This window comes from Citrobacter sp. Ce104 (assembly GCF_030334595.1).
In the GTDB taxonomy this organism is placed as follows: Bacteria; Pseudomonadota; Gammaproteobacteria; order Enterobacterales; family Enterobacteriaceae; genus Citrobacter; species Citrobacter europaeus.
Window position 1 is genome coordinate 162,387 of sequence record NZ_JAOWDP010000049.1, and the last position, 12,653, is coordinate 175,039.

General features: G+C 48.4%; 9 protein-coding genes. 2 read left to right on the plus strand and 7 right to left on the minus strand.

All coding sequences use genetic code 11. The features are described 5' to 3' along the window. Nucleotide 1: 1 nt before the first annotated feature. The 7 genes from OGW16_RS04665 to OGW16_RS04695 all read right to left on the minus strand — a co-directional run bounded on the left by OGW16_RS04665 (nt 2) and on the right by OGW16_RS04695 (nt 10,143). A complete protein-coding gene (locus OGW16_RS04665; protein ID WP_265192697.1) occupies nt 2–2,458 on the minus strand; it encodes a type I restriction-modification system subunit M in 2,457 nt (818 codons plus the stop codon). 336 nt (nt 2,459–2,794) lie between these two features. Then, the gene (locus OGW16_RS04670) at nt 2,795–6,925 is read right to left on the minus strand and encodes an esterase/lipase family protein (RefSeq protein ID WP_286517989.1); all 4,131 of its coding nucleotides are present in this window, start codon (nt 6,923–6,925) and stop codon (nt 2,795–2,797) included. Nucleotides 6,926–7,260: 335 nt separating this feature from the next. Further along, nucleotides 7,261–7,476 (minus strand): hypothetical protein, encoded by a 216-nt coding sequence (locus OGW16_RS04675; RefSeq protein ID WP_064157025.1) that lies wholly within the window; start codon nt 7,474–7,476, stop codon nt 7,261–7,263. A 436-nt stretch (nt 7,477–7,912) separates the two neighbouring features. Next, the gene (locus tag OGW16_RS04680) at nt 7,913–8,302 is read right to left on the minus strand and encodes a putative zinc ribbon protein (RefSeq protein ID WP_265192693.1); all 390 of its coding nucleotides are present in this window, start codon (nt 8,300–8,302) and stop codon (nt 7,913–7,915) included. Between the two features lie 172 nt (nt 8,303–8,474). Further along, nucleotides 8,475–9,050: a YagK/YfjJ domain-containing protein gene (locus OGW16_RS04685; RefSeq protein WP_038981694.1), complete on the minus strand. Its 576-nt coding sequence runs from the start codon at nt 9,048–9,050 to the stop codon at nt 8,475–8,477. Nucleotides 9,051–9,246: 196 nt separating this feature from the next. Beyond that, complete coding sequence (locus OGW16_RS04690; protein WP_286517991.1) at nt 9,247–9,840, minus strand: hypothetical protein; 594 nt, start codon at nt 9,838–9,840, stop codon at nt 9,247–9,249. A 96-nt stretch (nt 9,841–9,936) separates the two neighbouring features. Continuing rightward, nucleotides 9,937–10,143, minus strand: coding sequence for a helix-turn-helix transcriptional regulator (locus tag OGW16_RS04695; RefSeq protein WP_004108780.1), 207 nt, complete (start codon nt 10,141–10,143; stop codon nt 9,937–9,939). Nucleotides 10,144–10,643: 500 nt separating this feature from the next. On the opposite strand from OGW16_RS04695, the gene OGW16_RS04700 reads away from it, so the two are divergent. Beyond that, complete coding sequence (locus OGW16_RS04700) at nt 10,644–11,483, plus strand: hypothetical protein (protein WP_286517995.1); 840 nt, start codon at nt 10,644–10,646, stop codon at nt 11,481–11,483. A gap of 42 nt (nt 11,484–11,525) precedes the next feature. Then, nucleotides 11,526–12,637, plus strand: a protein-coding gene (locus OGW16_RS04705) for an IS3 family transposase (RefSeq protein ID WP_218710987.1) whose coding sequence is annotated in 2 segments (ribosomal slippage) — nt 11,526–11,787 and nt 11,787–12,637 — 1,113 coding nt in all. Because the reading frame shifts where the segments join, the coding sequence is not laid out codon by codon here. The last annotated feature ends 16 nt before the right edge of the window (nt 12,638–12,653 follow it).

A 12,653-nucleotide genomic window follows, 5' to 3' on the forward strand; every position in this document is an offset into this window, starting at 1 on the left:
TTTACTCCAAGCCTATAGCCTTGAGATGAGCTGCAACTCTTGCCTCTAGTTCAGTAACATTTTGAGTAAGGGCGGGCAAAGCTACGCTATAGCGCTCCTCCAATTCTTTGACGCGTTTGGCTAGCCGCTGTGTGACACGCTCTATTCCTGCTTCCAGAGCACTAACCAGGCTTGCTTTCCATTTATCCTGTACTACCAGAATTTTTATCTCGTTATCAGTAAGCTTTGGATAATGAGAAAACACTGCGATGTCCAGCTTTTCTTGTGCCTCTTTACACGCTTTTTTAGCTTTAGTTTCAGCATCGAATAATGCTTGAGCGGTTTTTAGTACGGCCTTTTCTTCTTTATCCATAGTAATTTTAAGCCGCGTCTTAACGCTGGCAGCAGTCACTTTATCTTTATCATTCATCGCATCGGCTAGTAGTCCATCTTCACCGCTGTTTTCTTCAAGGAAGCTTCCCAGCGCTTGAACTGCTTCATCATAAGCGATTTGTAGTTGATCGAGCTCCTGCTGCTCGGGAGTGAAATAGCGAGCTACTATAAGGATTGGCGGCAATAGTTCAGCCTTATACTTCTTCTTACCAATGACTAGATCGGGCGTTTCTTTGAGTTTTTCGCCTTTTTCCACAACCAGCTCACGTAGCACTTTACCTGCTTGCCAACCATCCTGGCTCAAGACATAAACGTCGTCCTGCATCACTTCCATCCAGTAATCCATTAGCAACTGATAGATAGCGTAGTTCTCTAGCAGCGGTACATCAGAGGTGGTTTCAGAAGCATAGGCAGCGAGAAGTCGCTCGCCAATTTCTTCAATTAGCTGTTTCGGTGAATCACCGCGAGCAATTTCTTCAAGCTGACAACCTGCAAACCACTTTTCAAAGGGTATCAGTGCTCCCGCTTTGAATGCGGTAAATTCTGGGTGTGCTAGGATAGTGGCCTTCACTTCACTTGCTTCGACTCGTGCATTGCTGTAACCAGGCCGGGCAGGTTCGAACAATTCCTGACGTAGAGTCGGGAAAATTTTCCAATAAGCACTGAGAGCATCAATATCGCGATCGGGAATGCCACCAGCCAAATGGCCAGAAAGATCGTGCAGATCTTCCGGATCGCTGCTGTCGATATAGCGAGGGATATTGAGGTTGAAGTCGTTAGCCGCAATTTCTGACAGCGGTACCAGACGGCTGAAGCGAGGGATTTCCTGCTCGCGATTAAACGCATCGACAATTTTATGGATGTCCTGGGCACGTAGGCGGTTTTTATTGCCGTCTTTAATAAAGCCCTTACTGGCATCGATCATAAAGATGCCTTGCTGGCTCTCGCCATTAGCATTGAACGCTCTGAGTCGAGCATCTTCTTTATCGATGACAATAATGCATGCCGGGATACCCGTGCCGTAGAACAAGTTAGCAGGCAGGCCAATAATGCCTTTGATATAGCCCTGCTTGAGTAGGTTTTCACGAATACGTGCTTCAGCATTGCCACGGAACAGAACGCCGTGAGGCAGGATCACTGCGCCTTTACCTGTGCTTTTGAGGCTTTTGATAATGTGCAGCAAGAAAGCATAGTCGCCGTTCTTCTCTGGCGGTGTCCCCCAGACAAAGCGGTCAAATTGATCGTTCGAAGCATCCAGCCCGCTGGTCCAGTTTTTGTTGGAGAAAGGGGGGTTGGCTACCGCGAAGTCGAAGGTTTTCAGATTATCGTTGCCATCCTTCCAGTGTGGATCGGCCAGAGTGTTACCTTTCCAGATTTTAGCGGTGGCGTTGTCATGTAGGATCATGTTCATGCGGGCCAGTGCGCTGGTTGCATAATCCATCTCTTGGCCATAAATGGTCAGTCCTTTCGGACCGGCTTCGTCACTGGCTTTCAACAACAGTGAGCCTGAACCACAGGTAGGGTCATAAACGGTAGCATACTGTGGTGTCTGTTTGCTGATACCAATCACTTTCGCCAAAATGCGTGATACCTCTGCCGGGGTGTAAAACTGCCCCTTTGATTTACCTGACTCTGTAGCAAAGTGACGCATTAAATATTCGTAGGCATCACCCAGCAGATCGTCTCCATCAACGCGGTTGGCTGAGAGGTCCAACCCCTCGAATATTGCCACCAGCTTGGAAAGGCGGTCGATCATCTCCTTGCCTTTACCCAGCTTGTCCTCATCATTGAAGTCGGCGATGTCAATAACACCTTTCAGGTCATTAGCTTCAGCCAGTAATCTGATGGTTTTGTTAATTTTTTCGCCAATTTCTTTGTTGCCTTTGAGAGCAACCATATCGTCGAAACTTGCACCTTCCGGCACTTCAATCATCGCGTAAGGGTTGCCCTTAGCTTTGTCAGAGACGTACTTCATAAACAGTAGGGTCAACACATAGTCTTTGTACTGTGAAGCATCCATTCCGCCACGCAACTCGTCGCAGCTCGCCCAAAGGGAGGTGTAAAGTTCGTTCTTCTTGATAGCCATATGGTGTCCGGTGAAAACAATGCATGTAACGCGGCAAAGAGGTGACGACACAATCGTCCAAATAGTTTCTGCCCCGTAAGAATTTACGAGAGAGTTTATCAAGTTGGTGGGGCTTCGACCATGGACGTCTGTACATCAAATTCAGATATTGCTGTAGATAAAAAGGTAAGTTTCACTTAGGCGTGAAGTAGGGAAATTATGGTAAAGGGCTATTCGGAAAGGGCTGTACTACATGTGGTGGCGTCCAATTAGCCGAAAATTACTTTCACCAAAACAGCCCGCATTGCGGGCTTTATGATGTAAAGCACACTTCATAGTGAGGGGAGCTATTCTGCATTAATATTCGAACCGTTCACTATCCCTTCTGTTTAGTCTCGCGCTCCTCTGTTGGTCGCTGTCGAACCGTTCTTGCACTTCGCCCATTATCCGCGAGGCTGCAAGCGCAAGCTCCGGATTTCCGCTGTTGCGAAGCTCAGCGAGTAATGCCAATTTATCCTCTGCACAGACTGCTCTGGAGCCTAAGTCGTCATCTGCAGAGACATTATGCACCAAGCCCGATAGCACCGGTTCGGGTGAAGGAGCTCCTGCAATCAGGGCGTTGGCCAGGGCGGTCCACACGAGATGCTCCCCGGATTTTTCATACGGAGAAATCAGTGTTGCCAGGCATGGATAGCGGGTCCGAGGATCCTGCTGACACCAGGCCATTGTGACTGCCAGTGGCAGTACCGTCAGAGGCTGGGCTTTGCTGTAAGACCGCTGTGAAACAACGTCATGGAAGGCTTCATCAATGACGCCGGGTGCAGGACATAAGCGGTCAAGAATAACTTGCGGTTGGTAGTGACAGATGAGGCCGAGCACCTCGGTAAAGTCATAATCATGCAGAGTATAGCGTTCTGATGACCGGACAATGGCTGCCAGCAGGTCGCGAGCCTGCTCAGCAGAACACGCCTGAAATGCACGTTTCGCGATCGCAGAGATGTTATCTGTGGGAATATCGCTGGTCGGTACCGGATGCCCATAGATGATGGCGCAGATCCACCCACGCGCGAGCTCAAGCAGAGGCTCACTGCAGACATAGCCGTCGCGACCGTCATCATGAACTCGCATCGAAAGGATATCGAACGCAGTGGAAGGGCCATTGTGATGGCGCCACATCAGTTGTAGGAGTTCGATGAGTGAACTGTCGGGGATCATGGCATGCCGCATGCCACTGGTTAATATTCGGTAGCCACTCACATCTTTTCCCGGGTCCTCAAGATGGCGCATAACTCGCTCAATGTTGTTTGCATCCATCGGTATGTGCGCCTGTATTACTGCAAAGTGCTTCTCCATCTCAGGCATGTGCATCCAAGCATCCAGAACGGCATGACAGAGTGCGGGAGCCTGGCGATAAACTCCCCTTAACGCACCACAGAGAAACACATTTTTAATATTATCTGCGCCTAGCCGGGCTACCAGGGGGTTAAGTTTCTTGCAGAAATCATGAGGGTCTGAAATCTCTTCGCCCAGCGCAGTCGAAAATTCCATCATTTGTCTATACTCGCTGTCCTCAAGCAAGGCACGGCAGATAATGCTGTCCCTAAGGTCTGGCGAGCAGGATGCAACGTTCCTGCCGAGGGTGGCTGCCTCTCTTTGAGCAACGTCATATCCGGAAGTGTGATTTTCCCCGTCCACATCCTTTTCCCCGAGGCCATAAAAACTCTGTTGTTGTGAAAAAATAAAGATGTTGAGTTTCTGTGCTAGGGTGTCCGGCCGGGTCAGTTGTTCGAGCTGCTGCAGAGTCTCCCGTTCTGCTTCGGTCTGTTTCTCGGCGTCGAAATGAATGGCCTGTTTGACGGTCGTCCACAATGCCTCATCACCCGGCGTGCCGACGAGCATTTTAATCAACGTGACAAGTAGGGGCTGTGCGGGTTTGATTTTCCATAACGATCTGAACCAGCTATGCACTATCCCGCACGTATCGCGGGATAGCTCCGGATGCCTGGTATAGGTAGCGATGAGAAAGTCCAGTACCCTGCAGAACCAGCCCTCGTAGTCGTTCCTCGTCTGAGGAAGATATCCAAAGTCACGAACCTGAGCCCCAAAGTCGAAGCCCTGAAATGAGGTAAAATGCGATGTTTTCAGCAGACTATTTAACAGACGCAATGCCAGACCCGTGCGTTGCTCGAGAAGCAGTGTTTTGATGATGTTAAGACGCATTGCTAACGGTGCATGGGTGCCGGACAGATGGATATGAAACAGGGTGCACAGAAGGTCGGTACTGGAGGCATTGTTTTCGTTTGTCTTCTCATTTTCGGCAAAGCGGCACAGCAGCCAGACACACTGCTCAAAATAGCGAGTCTCATAAGCCAGGGAGCGTAACAGACGAGTAATCACGGTAAATGCCAGGTTGTCACGCGTAAAGAACCAGCCGTCTGGCTCCAGGTCACCTGTTCGTTTAATAAACCCCAGTGTTTGCTCTTGGGCTACCGGGGCGACATTGGCAATCAGGGAAAAGATTTCAGTGTAGTGGTCCTTTCCTTGGGCGAGCATCCTGTCAAATATGCCGTCAGAAGCCAGCATTTTACCAGCCATGGCTGCCGCTTCCTGGGAATCCGAAAGATAACCCAGCCGACGTGTAAACGATCTGAACAGACGTTCATTTTTATCTGGGGCCAGAACCGATAGGATCTGTGTGGCTGGAATGTCTTCCAGTGCTCGCTGTGCGAGTCCGTTTGCAATGGGGTGCGGAAGAATGGCCATCCAGTCTCCCCTAACTTGAGCCAGTCCCCGCCGTTGAATTTCACGCGCGCAGGCATAAAGTCTGTCATGATGAAGGTGGGCAATGCAGGCCAGATCGGTCAGTTCTTCACTGTATCCGTCCCCGTTAGCAAAGCGGAATGAATACACTATCGAGAGAAGTGAACCAGCTTGCATCAACTCCGGGCTAGTATCGTGCCGCTGATTAAAGAGCCTGCTGAACAGCTCGCTGCTCCTCAGTCTGGAAATATTCTCTCCCCGGCCGATGGTGGCAGCTAGCGCCAGTGCAACACGGGCATTCCCTCCCGAGAATTCTGCAATGGTACTTCGACTAGCCTGGCTGATGTCAGGGAAATAGCCAGATATTAAGGCCTCAATCAGTTCTCCGGAGCCGGCCTCCATCGAGATAACATCGGTGTTATCAGGAATATCATCCCGAACATCATACTCCACGGTCAGAAGACGGGAACGCGCAGGCCCAGGATCGGCGTTTAACACACTGTTCAGTGAGTTATGCAAGGCCGGGGCACAGTTGTCGACGACAACCACCGCCTCCTGGGCCGTGGATTTGAGTTTTTCCAGTAGAACATCTGGAGCTGGAAACGCTTGGCCTCCGGCATCAGTATAAAAAACAGTGTCGGGGGAGAGAGCTGCCCGACCGATGTTTGTTTCAAAGAGGGCCTGTACAAAGCGGGTCTTCCCGACCCCAGACAGTCCGACCAAGCGGAGTACCGCACCGGGCACAGCGAGCTTTTGTCTGATCGAGTCCAGCATCTCTTCAGCCGTGATTTTCCTGCCAGCATCGATACTCGCATCGCTGAACTTGACCTTATCATCAATAATATAACGTCCGTCAACGTCTTGCGTAGCGCCTGACCAGTTCTGGTATCCGCGCCAGCCACTGACCTGACTGCCAAAATGCTTCATTAGCCAGAAGTGCTGTGGGGTGATTTTCGCCGACTTAACAAAGTTCAGCACATGCTGATACACCTCATTCTGCCTCGAATCAGGTTTGCAGATCCCGTTATGATCAGCATCGACCATAACCATCTCTGCTTGGATTCCCGGGTCGGCACTGTCTGGTTTGACAATCTTAGCAAGCCCGTATAATTTTCGGCTTTCGCCGAGGACCAGACGCTTACCGGTAAAGGTGCGGTCCCAGTTGCGATACCAGACGTTGAGTTCGCGCAAATCGGGGTTGTTACGGTAAAGATAGGCCGTCATGGCTGACGGTCGTCCTCCGAGGCAGGCAAATGCCAGCAATCTTGCGGGTAAGGAATTACCTAAACTCGAGACATCAGAACCCTGATGGGGGGTACCAAGAAAGGCAACGGCGGTGATACTATTCAGCAGTACGCTGACCTCAGGCTCATCCTTTCGGTCACAGGCAAGCCGGATTATTTGTTTAATCAGCAATCCGCCCTGACTGTGACCGATGAAAATAACTTCTCCGCGAGTGATGTCATTCTGCAGAAGTAGCAATTTAAATATGTTCTGAGCCCGATCCTTCAAGCCCATGTCGGGTTGCAACCAGGTCAGGAGACTGGTTTCATATTCGACAGCCCAGATTCGCAGATCCGGATCATCCTGCTGTAACCATTCAGGCCAGAACTGACGTTTATCCATTCCGGCAGTCCAGGTTTTACGGTAATGGCCACCCAGACCGTGTATCAGAACAACATTGCGTTTTGCCCCTTCAGTACCTGCTATTAAATGAATAGTAGCCATCTTCCCAGTGTTCCTTGCATATGTTTAATCTAAATTCACGCTAGATATGATCATTCTTTAGATATTTGCTTAACACTCTTTATATCAGTAATCAGACTTCTTGACCCGCTCTCAAGATTACATATAGCTGTTAGCACGACGAATTAATCAATGGGACAGGTCATGGTCTAAATTCGTTGCCAGTAAGTCATAACAGAAATAAAAAGTAAGGGGAAAGGGCCCACACACAGGATTGCTTATGTAAAAAGAATCCTACTTTCAAGAGACTACGAACTTTGTACAAAATTGATAAGACCTGATTCCAGCTGGCGTCTTGTTGCGCCATAAATTTCAAATTAGCGGCTGCGAGGCCCGGCGATAAGTTCTGGCAGTGGCATGTTGACGACGGTATTCTGCTGAATAACCCCGTCGTAAAAGTTTGCCCAGACTGCAGGGTTGGCGGCAAATTTCCCAGAAAAAAGAGTCTTTTGGTAAAGAAAATACGACAGATATTGGATAGCGGCTGCTGCATTAACGCGTTTGTCATTGTTGATGACCGATTTGTTAAGCATAGTCTGTGTTTTAAAGGGGCTGGCGACCTGCAACTCGTCGCTATTAGCGCTGAGGTGTTCACTTCAGTGCGTTTCTCCCAGTGCTCACAGCACCGTTTCGGTTTGGGGGCATCTGGGATTTTCACATCGGCAAAGTTCTTTTTCCTTGTGATGCGCCAGTGGCCGATTTCACCAAATCCACTACCGCTGGTGACAACAACATGGTCTTCAGTTTCTTGTCCTTCAAATTTACTTTTACCTCTGGTTCCCGGTATGCGTAGTTCAAAGCTGCTTGCTTGTCGTGCTCAAACAACGGCACTTCATGCTGTGAGCCCACCTAAAGGATGAGTCCAGAGCCGCATGATATGCAGCTCCAGATTCTGGCTCCTTTACTGAGGGCCTATCAGTGGTGATATAAATACCCAGTGCGTTGGTGGGGAGAAACACTTAAACATTCTCATGATGTCACCCATTTTGACTGGCTGAAGTCTCCGGTATCACAGGGTAGGCAGTAACACTCACCATAGTAATTGGTCTTGCATTGTATGCATTGCCAGTCGGCTTTACTCACCTTGGGAGTGGCATCGGACAGGAGGCGCTGCAACCGTCTGACCAGTTGCTGTTCACTGGTATCCGGATTGGCATGGGAACAATGCTGTCGACTATTGCTGGTGAGACCCGTTTCGGTGTGTTCGAACCACGGGCATTCGCTGTTGTACTCAGGATAGCATTGCAGCGCACTACCGCAGAGGTGGCAGGTATCGCGATCATAAGGGGCTGTCTGCTCGGTACGTGCATCGTTCAGACCACCGTTACCGTCGAGAGCGAGAAAGGATTTGGTGTACATAGTATTGTTCCTTACCGCCAGACGACACGCAGGGGTCAGCCGTCCCGGTACGAGCAGTGTGGTTGGATGTGAATGGCAGGTCAGTTAAGAAATATCAGAAGAGGGCTAAGTCTGTGCTGGATGTCATTACTGTCTGTTAGTTTTCACACTATGAGGTACTGACGTAAAAAAGTCAGAGTGACTGGCTGCTACGGGGTCTCCCGGTTAATGGGCGTGCAGGGACCTCGTTGCAGCCGTAGAGTAGCAGGCCATGCTTTTGCTGAATTTTGGTCATATACGCCAGTACCTGTCGGATGTTGGTGATACTGTCCGGATCGCTGTAACGTACCGGAATGTTGATATTGGCCTCGTAATGCTCTTTAAACTCACATCGGTGATACCAGCCTTCCCTGTTAGTGATATCACTCCAGTACAAACCGGCTTGCTGTGCCCAGGAATAGGTATTCTGAGTTTTACTACCATCCAGCCAGAACACGACATGGGCATGGTAGTGATGGTCTTCTGTCCATTCGATAACCCAGAAGAAACCGACTACTACTTCGAGTTGCACCATACGGTTCATCAGCTTTCTGACATCCCTTTCGAGCTGCCGGTGATCCCGCAGGAAAAACTTAGCGGTATGATCCTGGTAAAACAGATCTGTTCGGAGTGCCCGCAGGCAGGAATAGCGCTCTACCAGTTTGTCGATATGGTTGTTCAGGAGTGACTGTAGAAACCAGTCTGGCTCCCATCGTTGTTTGTTTTGCATAGGATGAATTTCTTTAGTGCTGGCGAGGACCAGTTGGTGGAAAGCATCAGGCCTTCAGGAAGGACCATGGCTGGGGGAACTGCATGGATTGAGGAATGGTTGTAAAAAGGGAGTGCCTATTAATTATATTAATTAACCTAAATTAATTTTCACTCCCCAATAACCCTCAAATTCCTTGCATGACTATGGATGAAGCCTAATTCAGTGGTTCCGCTGTCGTCCGCCATGCAAAGCAGACATACTCGTCCATCAGACTGGTCAGCGCAGGGTTTTCAGCCTGCCGGTCATTGATCCAGATATCCATCTCCTTGTCTTTTTTGAACCTAAGGTTGTCGGTCCAGTCATCAAGGCAATTACCCAGCATCAAATCGTACCAGCATAGCCAGACCAGCTTCAGACGCAGCTCGCTACCGCTGAACTGCCGAAACAAACTGATGAGTTTATTTGCCAGAGGATGCTGTTTTAACCGCACGCACTCAGACAGCAAAATCCCCTCCAGCATGGGATGGTGAGCCAGCAAGTGTTCCTGGGTAAATAAACTGACGCTCAGGTCATCATTTACAGTCAGTGGGGTTGCTGCTCTGCCATAAATAATCCGGTGCAGGCACTGGGGAACAATAGCAATAACCTCTTCCTCTCCCGGAAACTTAAGGCTGCCAACCGTCAGGGTATGATGGTGGTAGATATTCTGGTGACACATACCCGATCTGACCGTCAGCTTCGTAAAATCGGTCAACCAGACCTGATAATATTTATAAAGCTCTTCGTAACGAGGCTTGTAATCTTTCATAGTTCATATTCCTTCTGGCTTAAATGACAGACAGCAGAAAACCTCCGGAGCAACCGGATAGTTATTATTCTGCTGAGGGGTTAGTCTGGCGGGAGGTTATTTACGGGACTGGTCGATTCGCTCCTGTAGCCAGTTTTCGACTTCGCTTTTTAACCATCGGGAGCTTCGCCCCAGCTTGATTGGTTTGGGAAAGATTCCGTCCTTAATGAGCTTATAAATCCACTTATCTGTCATTTGCAGCAGACTAGTGATAAATGCCATGTCAACGAACTGGTCTTCGGTCAGTGAAGGGCGGGTAGTCATGATTTGTATCTCCGGTTAAGAAAGGTCAGCCGGATTAGTGATGTTTGATAACGACCACTGCTCCGACATATCTACCGGGCTGATACGTAAAAAAAGCGAGGTACATTGACCTTTGATCTGCTCCCCGTATTCACATAGGTATTTATTTACCGGGAAGTCGACGCATTATTAATGCTTTTATCGCCTGGAAATGAATCATTGCCGGGGATCAAGGGCTGTTGTAAATTAATCATAAAGAAGGGGGGAGCCCAGCCAGATGCGCAAAGCGTCAGGAGTAGTCTCTGGTGAACACGATTCTCAGCATTGACAGTGAACGCAGTGACATAAAAAAGTGACCACCACCCTGTTAACAGAGACAAAAAGACAATGTAATTCACATCACAAAAATCCTATTTCCCCCGAGTTCATGTACGTGAAATGGATTGAAATTCGTACTGAAACCATGCTAAAACTTCTTTAATTTACGTGAAATCACGTAGTGATTTATGGATGGGGGTAGTATGGTTAAGTTAACGGGCAATGACCGGAGTAGGATACAGCATCTGGAGAAACGACTACGGGAGGCATTAGATAAGAATTTTTATCATCCTCCTGCCGGGGCAAGTGAAAACGACTATCGTTCATATCAGCAAAAAGTCACTATTTATCTTCGGAGTATTAACACACCCGAAAATAATATTAACGCCTTTCTTTCTGAAACAGATCGCCTTTATTCAGGGATGTTTCCATCTGAAAGTGATACAGAGTGGTATCGAAATGATCCACGGGCGAGCTTATGGCTGGTTTGTGAACTCTATGAGGAGCTGAAGAAAAATAAAGTTGAGCATAATGCCGATTTTTTATCACCGGAATTATTACAGCCAAGCCATAATGTAAGAGTTGATGCCATGCGTAGATGTATTAATGACTGGCCTTTATTTTTCACCACACAAAATGATTTCATCAAAGACAGAGGCATTGAATGGGCTAACCTTCTGGATGGTCATGATTTATTCAGAGATGTAAGATCAAGTAAAGTAGATGTTGGTTCATGGCTGAAAGATTATCTTAAAAATAATACATCAATAGGTTTAAATCGAATTTGCGGTGAGTCTCCAGAAGAAGTCATGGCCTGGTGTTATACCAGTTATTTCATTTGGAGAAAAAACAACCTGCACTTACCTGATTCAGTTGAGTTGTTTGACAGGAAATTTAAGGGCGCGTGGGCAACCCAGAAAAACAGAAACAAGAAGAAAGTTGAGCTAAACCTGATAGCTCTGAATGTAAATATAACTCAAAAATCACGCGATATTTTAGCTGATTATGTAAGTATCCCGCATAATCGTGCCATTCACATTTAGAGCTCATCCGGCATAATCAATCTGCCAACGAAGGAGAGCGCTATGCGTAAAGCCCGTTTTACTGAGCATCAGATCATCGCTGTGATTAAGTCGGTTGAAGCCGGACGAACCGTTAAAGATGTCTGCCGGGAGGCCGGTATCTCTGAAGCCACCTACTACAACTGGAAATCCAGATACGGCGGCATGGAGGCTTCTGATATTAAAAAGATCAAGGATCTTGAGGACGAGAATCGGCGTCTCAAACAGATGTTTGCCGACCTGAGCCTTGAGAACCGGGCGCTGAAAGACGTTATCGAAAAAAAGCTTTAAAACCAGCCTTTAAGCGTGAGCTGGTCACTCATCTGATAACGACATTTGGACTCAGTATCCGTCAGGCCTGCCGGAGTCTGAACCTGAGCAGAACGGTTTACCATTACCGTCCGGATACCACGCGTGACGAACCTGTTATTGTCGCGTTGCAGGCAGTGGCAGAGCGATACCCACGATACGGTTTTCCAAAACTTTTCCAGGTTCTGCGGCGGCAGGGATACCCGTGGAATCACAAAAGGATCCATCGTATTTATTGTCTGCTGAAGCTGAATTTTCGCCGTAAAGGCAAACAACGGTTGCCGGTGCGTAATCCCTCGCCACTGGCCACACCGGAAGCGCTGAACCAGAGCTGGTCTGTCGATTTTATGCATGATGCTCTGGTCTGTGGCCGTCGTTTTCGCACGTTCAATGTCGTTGATGACTTTAACCGTGAGGCATTGTCGATTGAAATCGATCTGAATCTGCCAGCTTTGCGCGTGGTCCGTGTACTCGACAGGATTGCGGCAAATCGCGGCTATCCGGTCATGCTACGCATGGATAATGGTCCGGAATTTATCTCTCTGGCACTGGCTGAATGGGCAGAGCAACATGCAGTAAAACTGGAATTTATTCAGCCGGGTAAGCCGACGCAGAACGCTTTTATTGAGCGCTTTAACCGGACATACCGTACAGAAATACTCGATTTTTATCTGTTCAGAACGCTGAGTGAAGTGCGGGAAATTACGGAGAAATGGTTGTCAGAATATAACTGTGAACGCCCGCATGAATCACTGAACAATATGACACCGGAGGAATACCGACAGCACCATTATTTGGCCGGGATCTCAAAAAATGCATGGAACTAAAACGGGTCTATTTACA